Source organism: Paraburkholderia sp. GAS199 (genome assembly GCF_050436585.1).
Taxonomy (GTDB): Bacteria; Pseudomonadota; Gammaproteobacteria; order Burkholderiales; family Burkholderiaceae; genus Paraburkholderia.
On record NZ_JBNDMM010000002.1, the window covers coordinates 1,089,363 to 1,104,150 of the forward strand.

12 protein-coding genes, 1 tRNA gene and 1 riboswitch are annotated in these 14,788 nt (G+C 60.3%); of the genes, 4 read left to right on the forward strand and 9 right to left on the reverse strand.

Going from position 1 to position 14,788, the window contains the following annotated elements; all coding sequences use genetic code 11:
- The first annotated feature begins 16 nt into the window (after window positions 1–16).
- The gene (locus tag P3T18_RS10915; protein WP_429299906.1) at window positions 17–2,107 is read left to right on the forward strand and encodes a UvrD-helicase domain-containing protein; all 2,091 of its coding nucleotides are present in this window, start codon (window positions 17–19) and stop codon (window positions 2,105–2,107) included.
- A gap of 92 nt (window positions 2,108–2,199) precedes the next feature.
- On the opposite strand, the gene P3T18_RS10920 is transcribed toward P3T18_RS10915, so the two are convergent.
- Window positions 2,200–3,105, reverse strand: coding sequence for a c-type cytochrome (locus P3T18_RS10920; protein ID WP_429299907.1), 906 nt, complete (start codon window positions 3,103–3,105; stop codon window positions 2,200–2,202).
- Between the two features lie 285 nt (window positions 3,106–3,390).
- Between P3T18_RS10920 and P3T18_RS10925 the strand changes: the two genes are divergently transcribed.
- Window positions 3,391–3,466 (forward strand) — tRNA-Arg (locus tag P3T18_RS10925).
- Window positions 3,467–3,619: 153 nt separating this feature from the next.
- Here P3T18_RS10925 and P3T18_RS10930 read toward each other — a convergent pair.
- On the reverse strand, window positions 3,620–4,639 hold the full coding sequence (locus tag P3T18_RS10930) for an NADP-dependent oxidoreductase (protein ID WP_429299908.1): 1,020 nt from the start codon (window positions 4,637–4,639) through the stop codon (window positions 3,620–3,622).
- Between the two features lie 104 nt (window positions 4,640–4,743).
- Window positions 4,744–4,915, forward strand: a riboswitch (yybP-ykoY riboswitch).
- 154 nt (window positions 4,916–5,069) lie between these two features.
- Between P3T18_RS10930 and P3T18_RS10935 the strand changes: the two genes are divergently transcribed.
- On the forward strand, window positions 5,070–6,080 hold the full coding sequence (locus P3T18_RS10935; RefSeq protein ID WP_429299909.1) for a sodium:calcium antiporter: 1,011 nt from the start codon (window positions 5,070–5,072) through the stop codon (window positions 6,078–6,080).
- 581 nt (window positions 6,081–6,661) lie between these two features.
- A complete protein-coding gene (locus tag P3T18_RS10940) occupies window positions 6,662–7,606 on the forward strand; it encodes a SphA family protein (protein ID WP_429299910.1) in 945 nt (314 codons plus the stop codon).
- Between the two features lie 75 nt (window positions 7,607–7,681).
- Here P3T18_RS10940 and P3T18_RS10945 read toward each other — a convergent pair whose 3' ends face one another.
- The 7 genes from P3T18_RS10945 to P3T18_RS10975 all read right to left on the reverse strand — a co-directional run bounded on the left by P3T18_RS10945 (window position 7,682) and on the right by P3T18_RS10975 (window position 14,770).
- A complete protein-coding gene (locus P3T18_RS10945; protein ID WP_429299911.1) occupies window positions 7,682–8,467 on the reverse strand; it encodes a phytanoyl-CoA dioxygenase family protein in 786 nt (261 codons plus the stop codon).
- Window positions 8,468–8,497: 30 nt separating this feature from the next.
- Window positions 8,498–9,022 carry a GNAT family N-acetyltransferase gene (locus tag P3T18_RS10950; RefSeq protein WP_429299912.1) on the reverse strand — a complete coding sequence of 175 codons (525 nt, stop codon included), beginning with the start codon at window positions 9,020–9,022 and terminating at the stop codon, window positions 8,498–8,500.
- On the reverse strand, window positions 9,019–9,996 hold the full coding sequence (locus tag P3T18_RS10955) for a hypothetical protein (RefSeq protein ID WP_429299913.1): 978 nt from the start codon (window positions 9,994–9,996) through the stop codon (window positions 9,019–9,021). Before P3T18_RS10955 ends, P3T18_RS10950 begins: the two co-directional genes overlap by 4 nt.
- Complete coding sequence (locus tag P3T18_RS10960) at window positions 9,993–10,691, reverse strand: WbqC family protein (protein ID WP_429299914.1); 699 nt, start codon at window positions 10,689–10,691, stop codon at window positions 9,993–9,995. The genes P3T18_RS10955 and P3T18_RS10960 overlap by 4 nt, the downstream gene beginning before the upstream one ends.
- Window positions 10,692–10,696: 5 nt before the next feature.
- Window positions 10,697–11,842: a dTDP-4-amino-4,6-dideoxy-D-glucose aminotransferase VioA gene (gene vioA, locus P3T18_RS10965; RefSeq protein ID WP_429299915.1), complete on the reverse strand. Its 1,146-nt coding sequence runs from the start codon at window positions 11,840–11,842 to the stop codon at window positions 10,697–10,699.
- Window positions 11,839–14,220, reverse strand: a complete 2,382-nt coding sequence (locus P3T18_RS10970) for a tetratricopeptide repeat protein (RefSeq protein WP_429299916.1) — start codon at window positions 14,218–14,220, stop codon at window positions 11,839–11,841. The genes vioA and P3T18_RS10970 overlap by 4 nt, the downstream gene beginning before the upstream one ends.
- A gap of 250 nt (window positions 14,221–14,470) precedes the next feature.
- Window positions 14,471–14,770, reverse strand: a complete 300-nt coding sequence (locus P3T18_RS10975) for a flagellar protein FliT (protein WP_429299917.1) — start codon at window positions 14,768–14,770, stop codon at window positions 14,471–14,473.
- Window positions 14,771–14,788 lie beyond the last annotated feature (18 nt).

Genomic DNA, 14,788 nt, shown 5'->3' on the forward strand with positions numbered 1-14,788 from the left:
TACCCGTCCACAAAGTATGTCCGCAGGCCTGAATCCCGCTCAAAGTGAAGCGGTCCGTTATCTCGACGGTCCGTGTCTCGTGCTCGCCGGCGCAGGCAGCGGCAAAACGCGCGTCATCACGCAGAAAATCGCGCACCTGATCGAAGCCAAAGGCTTCGAGCCGCGCCACATCGCCGCCGTCACCTTCACGAACAAGGCCGCGGCGGAAATGCGCGAGCGCGTGGGCAAACTGCTCGAAGGCAAGACGCTCACCACGCCCGGCAAGGAAGGCCGCAAAGTGCCCGTCAACCAGTTGACGGTTTGCACCTTCCACTCGCTCGGCGTGCAGATTCTGCGGCAGGAAGCGGAACACGTCGGCCTCAAACCGCAGTTCTCGATCATGGATTCGGACGACTGCTTCGGCATGATCCAGGAGCAGGTCGGTTCGACGGACAAAGGCTTCATCCGCAAGATCCAGTCGATCATCTCGCTGTGGAAGAACGGCCTCATCATGCCCGAGCAGGCCATCGCGATTGCCGCGAACGAAGACGAGCATCAGGCGGCGATCGTCTACCGCAATTACGTCGCCACGCTGCACGCGTATCAGGCCGTCGATTTCGACGACCTGATCCGTCTGCCCGCCGAACTCTTCGCACAGAACGAGCAGGTGCGCGAGCGCTGGCAGAACAAGCTGCGCTATCTGCTGATCGACGAATACCAGGACACCAACGCCTGTCAGTACGAACTGGTGAAACTGCTGGCCGGCCCGCGCGCGGCCTTCACGGCGGTGGGCGACGACGACCAGGCCATTTACGGCTGGCGCGGTGCCACGCTCGAAAATCTTGGCCAGCTCAGCAAGGATTTTCCGAAGCTGCATCTGATCAAACTGGAGCAGAACTACCGCTCCACGGTGCGCATTCTCACCGCCGCGAACAACGTGATCGCGAACAATCCCAAGCTGTTCGAGAAGAAGCTGTGGTCCGAACACGGCATGGGCGACACGATCACCGTCACGCCGTGCAACGACGAAGAGCACGAGGCCGAATCGGTGGTGTTTCGCCTGTCGGCGCACAAGTTCGAGCGGCGTGCGAATTTCCGCGATTACGCAATCCTGTATCGCGGCAATTTTCAGGCGCGCATCTTCGAACAGGTGTTGCGTCGCGAGCGGATTCCGTACGTGCTCTCGGGCGGTCAGTCGTTCTTCGACAAAGCCGAAATCAAGGACATCTGCGCGTACCTGCGTCTGATCGCCAACGCCAACGACGACCCCGCGTTCATCCGCGCGATCACCACACCACGGCGCGGCGTCGGCAATACGACGCTCGAAGCGCTCGGCTCGTTTGCCGGGCAGGCCAAGGTGTCGCTGTTCGAAGCGGTGTACATGGGCGGCATCGAAGCGCGTCTGTCGCCGCGTCAGATCGAGCCGATGCGCGTGTTCTGCGACTTCATGCAGCGTCTCACCGATCGCGCCGAAAAAGATGCCGCCGGCACCTTGCTCGACGAACTGATGGACGCGATCCACTACGAGGCGTATCTGTACGACGCGTTCGACGAACGTCAGGCGCAGGCCAAGTGGCAGAACGTGCTGGAGTTCATGGAATGGCTCAAGCGCAAAGGCACCAAGGCCGAGCCGGCCGGCGCAGAAAATAGCGAGGCAACCGGCTACGACACCGCCGACGGTTTCGGCGACACGGGCAAGAATCTGCTCGGCCTGATCCAGACGGTCGCGTTGATGTCGATGCTCGAAGGACGCGAAGAAGACCCCGACGCCGTGCGGCTTTCCACCGTGCATGCGTCGAAGGGACTGGAGTATCCGCACGTGTTTCTGGTGGGCGTCGAGGAAGGCATCATGCCCCATCGCGGCGGCCCCGACGACGAGCCGATCGACGACGCGCGCATCGAGGAAGAACGCCGCCTGATGTATGTCGCGATCACGCGCGCGCAGCGCAGTTTGCATCTGAACTGGTGCAAGAAGCGCAAGCGCGCGAGAGAGACGGTGGTGTGCGAGCCGTCGCGTTTCATCCCCGAAATGCTGCTCGACGACGCTCCGCCGCCGACGCCCGAAGAAGCGCCGATGTCACCGAAAGACCGGCTCGCGAGTCTGAAGGCGCTGTTGCAGAAGCCTTGAGCGCGTCGAGTGTGGCTGGCGTATGAAAAAATCCCTGCCCGTGTTGCCACGGAGCAGGGATTTTTTATGCGGAATGCAGCAGTGGACGCGGCTTATTTGACGGCGCTCACCATGTAATCGACGGCGGCTTTCACGTCCGCATCGGAGGCGTTGGAGCCGCCTTTGGCCGGCATCGCGCCCTTGCCGTGCAGTGCATAGTTGTAGACCGTGTCCATCGGGTCTTTCAGACGCGGTGCCCACGCGTCCTTGTCGCCGAACTTCGGTGCGTTCAGCACGCCGGCCGCGTGACACGCCTGACAGACCTGCTGATACAGCGCCTTGCCCGCCTGCGATGCGTCCGCGCTCTGCGTGCCGCCGGCGGCCGGCGCCGCGGCTTGCGGCACGCTCGCCATGGCGGCCATCGCGGCGGCGGCCTGCGCCGCGCCTGCGTCCGATGCGCCGGCGGCAGCCGCACCCGATGCCGCCGCGGCACCCGACGCTGCGGCCGCACCCGCGACGGGTTGCGCCGGTTCAGGGAAGCTCGCGCCGGAATTGTTCGCCATGTAGACCACCGCGCGGGCGATTTCGAAGTCGCTGTAGTCGTCCGGGCTGGTGCCGCCGCGCGGCGGCATCGCGCCCTTGCCGGCGAGTGCCGTGTGCCAGAGCGTATCGAAGCCTTGCGAGATGCGCGGCGCCCAGTCGGCGGTATTGGTGAACTTCGGCGCGCCCGCCGCACCCGACGCGTGACACGCCGAGCAGACTGCCTTGTAGACTTCTTCGCCGCTCTTGTAGACGCGCGGCGCATTGGCGTCGCGAATGTCGACCTGAGCGAACGGCTTGATGCGAGCGGTGACTTCGGCGTCGGAGAGAGAGTCGGTGCCGGCGCCTGTGCGCGTCGAGTTGTCGACGTAGACAGCCAGTAGAACGATGATGACGATCGGTACAGCAAACCCGGCGATGATCGCGGCGATGAGCTGTGCGGGGGTCTTGATCGGGGCTCCGTGTGGTGCTTCGCTCATGCTTGTCTCGTCTCCGTGGGTATGTGAGCGGTACAGCGTGACGGCAACTTCTTGTTCTTTAATCAGCCACGGACGATTATAGACGCAAGATTTCGACGACGGCGAGGACCGCGGCGCGGTGTTCAGCAGGCGTTTACCCGCATCGCGAGGCGCGTCGGCGAGTGGCCTCAAAGCGCCGGAAACCGCGTCGCAGGCCGTCCGGTGGACGGTTCAGCCGAAACCGGGTATCCTTTCGGTCTCGCTTTGGCGTCGCTTCCGTTCAGGTTGCCGCGCTTTCGTGTTGAAGCGCCCGTAGCTCAATGGATAGAGTACTGCCCTCCGAAGGCAGGGGTTGCTGGTTCGATCCCAGCCGGGCGCACCAATTCTGGTCAAGTCTCAACGCGGTTTTCCCCCGTCTTTCCCATTCCAGTCTTACTCGAGACCGCAAGCCCGCGCGCCGCTCACGCATCGCCGCGAACAGCAGCCGTCGTTCCACCGACTGCCGCCCGCGCCGACTCACGCAGTCAACTACGCATCAAACGCGCACCAGCAGCTTGCCGAGATTCTTTCCTTCGAACAGGCTGTTCAGCGCTTGCGGCAGCACGTCGAAACTGTCCATATAAGTTTCCTGGTAAACGATTTCACCGTTCTTGACCCACGGCGCGACCGTTTTCAGCATCTCGTCCATGCGGTAGACGAAGTCGCGCGCGAGGATGCCCTGAATCGTGGCGCGCTGAAACAGCATGTGTTGCAGGAAGCGCGGCGCGAGGTCCGGTGTGTCGAGGCCGCCGTCGTACTGCGCGATCGCGCCGCAGATCACGATGCGCGCGCGGCGTTTGATGAGCGGAATGACCGCGTCGGTGACCATGCCGCCCACGTTGTCGAAATAGACATCGACGCCGCCGGTCGCCGCTTGCACGGCCGCCTGCAAACCTTCGAGCGTCGGATGCGCGCGGTAATCGACCGCGCCATCCAGTTTGAGCGTGTCGGTCAGGAATGCGCATTTGTCCGGACCGCCCGCGATGCCGACGACCCGGCATCCCGCGCGCTTGCCGAACTGCGCCACCAGCGAGCCGACCGCGCCCGCCGCGCCGCTCACGACGAGGGTGTCGCCGGGGCGCGGCTTGCCGGCTTCCATCAGGCCGAACCATGCGGTGCGGCCGGGCATGCCGAGCACGCCGAGCGCGGTGGAGACCGGTGCGGCGTCCGGGTCGAGCCGCGTCAGTTCGCTATGGTGACATTTGGCGTACAACTGCCAGCCGCTGTAGGCGGATACCCAGTCGCCCGCTTTGAATAGCGGACTCGCCGAGGCCACCACTTCGCCCACCACGCCGGCGCGTTGCACGATGCCGAGCGGATGCGGCACGTCGTAGGTATTGCGCTCGTGCTGCTGAATGCGGATATACGGATCGACGCTGACAATGCGCGCGCGGATCAGCACTTCGTTTGCGGCGAGCTGCGTGTCGATCTCGCTTTCGCGCAATTCATAATGTTCGTCGCCGACGCGGCCTTCGGGGCGCTTGACGTAAAACCACTGGCGGTTCTGGTAACTCATGTGAGGACTCACTGCTGTCGAATACGGTTGTCGATCTTACCAGTGGCGCGCTGGCCGCCTGTCATATGTCGAAGCTTGTTGAAAGCACGATGCGCCGTTAGAATCGCCCGGTCATTGGGGAGTAGCCTTCCTTCATTCCTTGAAGGAGAACGCGTCAACATACTTGGCCTGCGGGTCATGGCGCGTTCGACCGGGTTGGTTTGGCGAGACCATTGGCGTACTGCTTCGTTCTGGTCGGACGGGTGGCGGTGCGTCATGGGTTCGTCACTATCGTCCGACCACGGAGTTGCCCTGTGAATCATCGTCGTGCCCTGTCTGTTTTCCCGTTTGTTTGCACGATGCACCGCCCGTTGCGCGGCATGCCGTTTGCACGTCCGTTCGCCGTCACGTCCCAGTTCACCATTGCGCTTTCGTTTGCGGGGAGCCGCGCATGACCGGTCTTCTGTTCGAACTCGCCATCATGCTGGTGATCATTCTGGTGGCGGCGGAGTTGTTCACCAATGCGCTGGAGCATCTCGGCGAGCGTCTGAAAATTTCCGAGGGCGTGACGGGTTCGCTATTCGCGGCGGTGGGCACGGCTTTGCCGGAGACGCTCGTGCCGCTGCTGGCTATCGCCGGCGGCACGACCGACAGCGCGGTCAATCAGGAGATCGGCGTCGGCGCCATTCTGGGCGCACCGCTGATGCTGTCCACCCTGTCGACATTCCTGATGACACTCGCGATTCTCGGCTCGCGCGGCGTCACGGGTTGGGTGACGCCGGAGCGCACGGGTTTCACGCGCGACCTGAATTACTTTCTGTGCGCCTTCGTGCTGGCGGCGGTGGCGATGTACGTTCCGCACGAGCAGATGCTGGTGCGGGCGCTTTTTAGCGTAGCGCTGGTCGGCGTCTATGTCACCTACGTGGTGATGACGTTCCGTGCGTCGGATCAGCTGGTGGACGCTGGTCACGGTACGGAAGCGCCAGGCAAAATGCTGCTCTCGCGGATCGGCATTCCGACGAATCTCGCGACCATTGCCGTGCAACTGGCGCTCGCCGTCGCACTGCTGGTGTGGGGCGCGGAAGGTTTCATCCATGGCGTGCGCGGCGTGTCACAGGCGCTCGGCGTGTCGCCGTTGCTGCTGTCGCTGCTCATTATTCCGATCGCGACAGAGTTGCCGGAGAAGGTCAACAGCATCCTGTGGATTCGTCGCGGCAAGGATACGCTCGCATTCGGCAACATCACCGGCGCGATGGTGTTTCAGGGGACGCTGCTGCCGGCAATCGGCATCTTGCTGACGCCGTGGACACCGCGCATCGAAGTGGTGACCGGCATCGTGATCACGCTCGCCGCCGCTGCATGGTTGCGGCTCAACGTGCGCGAACGCGGCGTGCCGGTGTGGGCGTTGCTGGTGAGCGGCGTGTTGTATGCCGTCTATCTGGCAATCACGCTGACTCGCTGAAGAATGGGATCGGCGGGAAGATTCGCCGATCCTCGCCGACTGTTTTACGCAGCCGAATGACGATGAAAACGCGACGATTACCGCAAGCTTTTAAACCCGGAGTGAGTGCACCCGCAACCGAACGCAGAAAATGCCGCTTGAATGGCCGATGAATTCGGGCGCTGGCGGAAATGCGCTGGTTCTGGTCCGGTTACAAAATTTATCTCTGTTCTTTTACGGGACGTTTGCTAGTATTTCTGAACGACGTTTCTCGCTGTTCCCGTTGCGCCTCCCGCATAGTCAATGCGGCGTCCGTGTGTTGCTGAAGGAGCGTCCATGCCCGCCATGTCTTCCGTCACGCCATCCAGACAACGCTTCTTTTCTTTGCGGCAACCCGGGTTGCGCTGTGCCCGCTCGCTTATTTTCGCTTCACGAAAGAAATAAAGTTTGAGTTGTCGCGATTATGAATCGGCTAATGTCGGTCTGAAAAATCACGCGGTGTCGGGCAAAAAAATCACAATGCCCTCTGCCTTTTCATAATCGTCGAATGGCAACGAACTGCACTCGCGTACAAATGAAAGTTTGATAGACGAGGCGAAAAAATGGCCGTTCTGCGTTTGCCTGGATCCGCAGCACTTCTCACCACCGTCGGCCTCGCTTTGTCGCAGCCGGCGCTCGCAACCGAAGGCGGAATCGGCCGGCCGATCACCGGTATGCAGGTCACGCCTTATGCCGGCGTCGTGCCGCCCACCAGCGACTGGGTCGTATCGGCCAGCACCATTTACTACGAAGGTTCGCTGGGCGCGAGCAAATCCATTCCGATTGCCGGAACGGTGACGGCGGGCATCAATGTGACGGCGATCTACACCATCGTCAGCGCGATCAAAACCTGGGGCATCACCGTGGGCGGCTGGAACTTCGCGTCGGTGTTCGGCGTGCCGTTTCAATACACCGACATCTCGTCCTTCCACGGCATCCTGCCGAACGATTCCAACACGCAGTTTGCCGACGTCTTCTTCGCGCCGGTCGTGGCGGGCTACCACCTGACGAAGACCGACCATGTGTCGTTCAGCGTGCAGATTTACGCACCGACGGGCGCTTACAGCACGACCCGGCTGGCCAATGCCGGGCAGAACACGTGGACCTTCACGCCGACTGTCGCCTATACGAAGCTGTTCCCGAAGGAGTCGATCGAGCTGTCGTTGAACTACGGCATCAACTTCTACACGCCGAATAACGACACCCACTATCACAACGCGCCGTTGAGCGTGCTCGACTTGCTCGCGCTCAAGCGTTTCGCGTCGGGCTGGGGCGTGGGCGTGGTGGGCGGCTACATCCAGCAACTCGGCGGCGATTCCGGCGGCCTGGCCGACATCACGGGCGGCGACCAGGGGCACTCGGTGGGTCTTGGTCCGGTGGTCACCTGGTCGGGCAAGGTGCAGAACACGCCGTTGTCGGCGTCGCTGCGTTGGGTCAATGAGTTCAACGTGAGCAAACGGCCGAAGGGGAATGCGGTGCTGTTGTCGGTGAGTGCGACGTTTCAGTAACGACCATCGAATACCGTGCCTCTTGTCTTGGAAGCAACGCGGGCCTACAGATTGCGCCGATCTGGAATCGCAAAATCAATCCTGCCCGCGTTGGTAAAAACGCTGCTCGACCGGCACGTAGAATTCGTCGAGCGATTCGGGCACCCGAGCGTTGAAACCCAAAACCTGCTTCATCCACGCGCTGCTACGGTTGAAATTGCTGTAACCGAACAGGCGAGCGTAGTCGAGTTGCGGCTTAAAAAATGGACTCGTGAATGTCAACGTCAGGGCACGTCGTGGGGCGTCGGTGGTGTTGCGTCCGGTTGCGTGCCACATGCGTGAATCGAACAGCAGAACCGTTCCGCGCTTGCCAGTTGCACGTGAGGCCTCGGCATAGAACGCTTCGTCGCAGGGTGGTTGTTCTGTGTTTTGCGAATGACCGAGGACATGAGTCGCGCCGTTTTCCAGCGTGAAATCATCGAGCATCACGAGTGCGTTCAGCATGAAGCGCCGCGTGTCGGAGCCGAAACGAATATCACGGTGTACATTCTGAACGTAGGAGCGCGTGTCACGCTCGTTTATGACACCACCATACGAATTGAGAATGAAGTTGCCGTTGAAATACGCTTTGAAAAGCGGCTCGAGGGTCGAGAGTTCGGCCAGTAGTTCGACATAGCAGGCATCGTCCATCAACAGATGATGAAGTGTGCCGGCGCTGTTCTCCGAGACACCATTGCGTTGCCGGATTTCGTCGCGTCGGGCGAGTGACGCGGGCAACGCTTCCACTAGCGATGAAATCAGTTCCGAATGGATCAGATTAGGCACTACGGTCCAGCCTGCTGTCGCAAGCGCAGCACCATGTTGAGTGTCGATCGTATTCATTTTGAAAAACAGAAAGCTGAAATGGGAACGTTACGAGCGTTCGGCCGCGAGCACGGCCATCGAGATGACGTCCTGATAGCGGCCGCCTTTGAAGACTGCTTGCCGCATCAGCCCTTCCGCGCGAAAGCCGACCTTCTCGTATAACTTGATCGCGCGTGCGTTAGACGCGAGCACAGTTAGCGAGATTCGGTGCAGATTGAGATCGTCGAATGCATGGGCCAGGATCGAGCGCGTTGCGATCTCGCCGATGCCTTGGCCACGTGCCGACTCAACGCCTATCTGGATCGAGAATTCTGCACATCGGTTCGTCCAATCGATGTTCAGCAGATAGGTCACGCCAATCGCTTCACGTGCAGGCGCAAGGCATATGGCAAGCCGCACATTATTCGAGCGGGCGCCAAGATAGTTGTCGAACCATCTGTCGTCGATCTCCGGTCCGACGTGCCGGAAGTTACCGCCAAGCAGTCCGACCAGAGCCTGATCGGCACGCCACGAGTTGATGACAGCAAGATCGTCGCGTTCGATTTCTCGCAGGAATATCTCGTTGGTAGTCACGTCAGTCGGTCGATTAGGTGCTGTGCGATCGGAGCAAGATCTTCTGGCGTCAGTCGTTGGTCGCAAGGTAGGAAGAGCATCGCGTTGGGCAATTGACGTTCGAAGGCCGGCGCGCCGGGTGTCGTTTCGATGTCGGGCCAGTACGACGGCGTATAGATACGCATCGAACGCAGCAATTCGCGCAAACCGGCAGTGGCGCCCAGAAACGGGTAGCAAAGCGGTACTGCGTCGCGCCGATAGCGTAACGGCAGTTGGTTGTGTTGCCGCAAGCGCTCGTGCAAATAGGTGAAATTTGCGACTCGCCGTTCGCGCACGTAGTCGTAATCGATACTTGCTAGCATGCGGTGAGTCAGTGCCGACATCCGCAGCGGCTCCTGTTCCTTCAGGCTATCTTCGGCTTTTGCGTAGGCACCGTAGCCGGCTTCAGCATCGTGTGCGAGACGCTCCAGCAGATGAGTGCATCGCCGCAACGAGTTCGGGTCGACATCGACAGGCGGCTCGACCCGCTGTTGCGTGACGAGATGCCCGCCATCCGGCACGCCAACGAATTTCCGCGGCGAATAGAGCGTCGCGAGGCAATGGCGAGGTTTTGCGAACATAGCCTGAGCGTTGTCGATCACCACGCAATCGGCCGGATATCTTCCGAGTATCTCGTCGACCTGATCATCACAAAGGCCGAAGTAATTCACGTAAAGCAGCCACTCGCCGTGCGCAAGCGCAGTGGAGCGTGGTCGAAATTGCGCATCGAGCTCGTAGCGCCTGACCGATATTCCGGCCATTCGCAGCGGCTCGATCATGGCGTCACAAATGTACCAAGGCATCCAGACGGCGGTGGGACGGAGTGTGCGCAGCAAGGCGAGAAAAGCGGCGCGCGACGACTGGAAATGCAACGCGCCTTCGTGCAGAAGGCCGCGGTTGCGCGGCATTTCAAGCTCGAAATATCCGCCGATTGCACGGGAAACGGGCAGGTTCATGCGATCACTTCAACGGCGAGCATGTCACGCACCCGATCTCTGGTATTGAACATCAGCACATCGAGGATCGAGAGTGCCGGTTGAAATGCTGCACCAGATTGCTCATAAGCACGGAGATTGGGTTCGATGAACGCTAACTCGATACCGCGTGCAGCGAAGGTGTCGGCGTCGTACAGCGCGCGGCCACCTGGCAGGTTCAGATAAAGATCGGCTTTTTCCATGGCGCAGATGTCGATCACGCGGCTCGCGCCTCTCAGTTGCTCATTTCCGTATTGTGCGGAGGACGCAACGAATTCTGTTTCCAGTTCGAGGTAGTTGCAGACTTCAACGACCGTGTGCGACGCAAGCATGGCGATATGTTCGACCGGCGCGGACAGAATTTCCCCGATCAGTTCGCTGATGCGCGCATAGTGCGGGGCTTTTCTGTACGCGTGACGGATAGATTCGAGCAACTTGCGCAACCAGCGGTCGCGCGGCTCGATTAAAACTTCGTTGATCTTCAGCGACGGACTTGCCCCGGCCAGCGGGATAGTAATGTATCGGGCTTCGCCGTTGAGCAGCACACGGTTGCGATTGATCCAGCCGTTCTTGATGAAATTCACGTCGTCATAGAAGACGAACTTGTCGGCCGCCGCCGCCAGCTGAAAATAGCCGATATACGGAAACAGATACGGCTGCATGATGGCGAGCTTCATGGCGTTCAGCAATCTGCGATCAGTCCAACGATGCGGTCGATCATGTTGTCGGTTAGCGCAGGGAAAATCGGCAGACACAACACCTGCTGCGCGGCGGCATATGCGACCGGCAGGTTTTCACGGCTTGCCGAAGGGAGCCCGCGATAGATCGGAAAGTCCGAAATAAGCGGATAAAAATAGCGGCGCGCGTAGATGTCGTGATCGCGGAATTTCTGATAGAGCGCGTCGCGGCTGATGGGGAATTCCGGTGTGACGAGAATCGGGAAATAGGAGTGGTTCGCCACTTTTTCGCCGGTTTTCGGCAGGCAGCGAATGCCTGGAATTTCGCTCAACCGGGTGCGATAGGTCGCGTCGATCTGTGCGCGACGCGCGAGCGCTTCGTCGATATGCTGAAGTTGCAGCAGGCCGAACGCTGCATTGATCTCGCTCATTTTGCCGTTGATGCCGGCGGCCACGACCGTCACTTCGTCCACGAAGCCGAAGTTCTTCAGGTGGTCGATACGTTGCTTGGTCTTGGCGTCCTGACAAATGATCGCGCCACCTTCGAAGGTATTGAAAACCTTGGTCGCGTGAAAGCTCAGGACAGCCAGATCGCCGTGTTCGAGCACGCTACCGGTATCGGTCTGCACACCAAACGCATGTGCCGCGTCATAAATCACCTTCAGGTTGTAGTTGTCGGCAATCTTCTGAATAGCCTCGACGTCGCAAGGCTTGCCGTAGCAGTGCACAGGCATGATCGCGGTGGTTTGCGGCGTAATCGCCGCTTCGATTCGCGCGGGATCGAGATTCAGCGTGTGCGGATCGACGTCGGCGAACACCGGTTTGATGCCGTTCCACACCAGCGAGTGCGCGGTCGCGACAAACGAATAGGGTGTCGTGATGACTTCGCCGGTCACGCGCAGCGCCTGTAGCGCCGTAAGCAGTGCAAGAGTGCCGTTCGTGAACAGTGCGAGATGGCGCACGCCGAGATACTTGCAAAGCGCTGCTTCGAATTGTTGATGAAACGGGCCGCCATTGGTCAGCACCTTGCTATCCCAGATCTGCTGGAGATAAGGGATAAATTCTTCGAGCGGGGCAAGGTGAGGCTGCGTAACGTAGATACGCTCGTCGGTTTGAGGCTCGAGAGCCCGAAGCGGTACGGCTGCGTTCATTTGCGATCCCCTGTTTCCGTTTGCGTGCCTGCTTCGCTAACCGAGGCCATGGCGTCTTCGGTCGATACCTCGAATGCCGCGGCGGGCTGGCCGTCGCACCAGCGCTGCCACATGATTCGCAACGCACGAGACAAACCTGCTGCAACCATGTCGGGGCGGAATGCGGCCGATGCCATGCAGCGTTGACGCAACCCGTTTCTGAGTTCTGCGAGCGCTTCGATGTTGGAAGACAACGCCACGCCTTTTGCGACGAAGTCTGCTTTGTCTGCTGCAACAAATTGCTGCAACCCGACGTGCGACATCCAGGTAGCGCCAGCGCGACTCGGAAGCGTATCGCCGGCAATCGTTAGCGTGGGAACACCCATCCACAGAGAATTGAGAACCGTGGTCGAACCCGTGTAGGGGAACGTGTCGAGACAGATATCGACGTGAAAATGTTGCTGAAGATAGACGGGCACCCTCGAACGACGCCGGAACATGAGGCGTTCGCGATCAATGCCTGCATCAGCAAACCATTCAATCAGTAACTGCTCATCGTCTTCGTTGCCGATAGCGCCGAGCAACATCCGCGATGACGGCTGGGCACGTAACAATTCGGCCCACAGCGCGATGACGTCGGCGCGCAGTTTATTCATGCGGTTGAAACTGCCGAAGGTCACGTAACCGTTGTGCATCGCAGGCAGGATGTTGACAGGCGGAGCGCTTTGCTCGGGCAGGAACGACGCGTTCGCCGGCAGGTGAACCATCGTTTCGGAGAACATCCGCTCCGAATCGCCGAACGGCACGCCGAACCGGTCGGTGATGTAGTAATCCATCGCGCTCAGGCCGGTGGTCGCGGGATATCCGAGCCAACTCACCTGAATCGGCGCAGGTTTCCTCGCGAACGTCAGAAGCCGGTTGCGCCCAGTGTGACCAGAGAGGTCGAACAGGACATCGATTCGCTCTTCGCGGATCTTGTTTGCCAACTGTGCATCCGCCATGCCAGTAATCTGGTGCCATTCAACAGCAAACCCGCGTAGAAGTTCGGTGTAGTCGTCTTCCACGACGTGATTGCTGTAAACGTGAAGAGACACACTGGGATCACTCGCCAGTTGCTCCATTACCGGCAAAAGGTAGGAAGCAACGGCATGCCGGAACAGGTCGCCGGAAACGAGTCCGATCTTCAGTTTGCGGTTCGGCACGCGCTTGTTTACGTGAGCAGGCCACTGTGAGCGCACGGGGGCTTCATGGTGCTCGGCGAATTTTGCGTGTTCGGCGAAGAGCACGTTCTGATCGATCGCGGGATTGTGGGTCAGCGCGAACAGGAAGTTGTCGGCGGCAATCGCGTCTTTCGGATTTTTTTCGACCGCGATACGGAAGCTCTGCTCCGCCTCGGCCACGAGGCCAAGATCCAGCAGCAACACGCCGAGCGTGCTGTGTGCGCTGGAATTTTCCGGCGCCAGTTCGACCGCGCGCCGTGCTGCTGCCAGGCCTTCTGCAACCTGACCTTGGTGGACCAGTGCCATGCCGAGGATACGCAGCGCTTCGGCATGATTCGGATTGATCGCCAGCGACGCCCGGCCGACCTGTTCGGCCTCTTTATACAGTCCCTTCAGGCGAAGCGTGTCTGCAAGAACCGCGCGGCTTTCGAGTTCTTCCGGTAGCAGTTCGGCCGCTTTGCGCAACGGTTCGAGTGCTTCGTCATAGCGGCCCAGCCGATGCATCGTGATGCCGAGCCAGCGCCACGCGTTGCCATCCGCAGGGAAGCGACTGGTGAGTGACCGCGCCAGTTTGACGGCTTCAGAATACTGGCCGCGGTTGTAAATCGCCGTGAAGCGATTCGTTTCCTGCTGGCTGACGCGCCTGCCGGAGGCGATATTGGTCTTCGCGGCGGTCGCCTTCGGCGCCTCGACTTCGGCGTTGGTGCCAGCGCCGGTTTGCGCTTCAGTCGTCTCGTGCGGTACGGGAACGGTTTGAACAATTTTGCCCGGATTCGCCAGCTTCACGATCAATCCGTCGATAGCCGGGCCTTTGACGCCGAGTTTCTGCGCCATCTCCAGCGCGATCCACGCGGCCGCGGACTGGCCTGCTTCGCTCAGGGCGTTGATATAGCCGACCCAATACTGGCCGTTGAGCGGCTGGACACCCAGGCCATGCTGGAACAGCGGCACGGCGTCTGCTGCTCTGGCTGTCTGGGTAAGCAGTACGGCGAGGTTGTACAGCACGTCGCCGTGATTCGGATTCGTATCGAGAATGATGCGATACAGGGCTTCGGCGTCGTCGAATTCGCTTTTGTGGTGGTGGTCGAGCGCCGTTTGCAAGACGAGCGCAATGTCTTGCTCGAGTTGTTGTTCGGGCGTTTGGGTTTCAGCCGACGGCTGCTCGTACAGAAGAGTCATGGTCTCAGCGCGGAATGATCTATGAAAGAAATTGTGCGACGAGGCCGGCGTTTCCGATGCGCGGAGATGACGGTAAAAAGGCCGCCTGTTTGGCGTATGGGCAGGCCGGCGGGAGCGCGCCGGCAAGAAAAAAGCCCGCACGAGGCGGGCCGAGGGAACGAGCGCGCCTCACTTCGGCGCGTAGTTCTTATTGTTGGGTGAAACGGTCACCTTGATCATTTGAGCGAGTGACCGCTTGCGATTCAAGCACTTACATCCGGGCGATTCTCTGATATTCGCCGGCAGCTTTGGTACGTCCGATCGCTGCTTCGAACTCCACTTGCAACTCGGTCTGGGTGACTTCCGCGTCGGCCAGCAAGGCGGCGTCGATCGCCTGAATACGGCGGATCATGTCCAGCGCAGCGGGTTCCTGATCGGCGCTGAGCGACATCAGCAACGGCGAGCGGGCTTCGGTGAGACGAGCCGCTTCCGGCCAGTCGGCAAGGCCGGCCGCCTGTTCGATTTCACGGGTGATAGCAAGTACGCGCTCGACCAATTCCGTCTGGTTCATTTTCAGCGGCTCCTAACG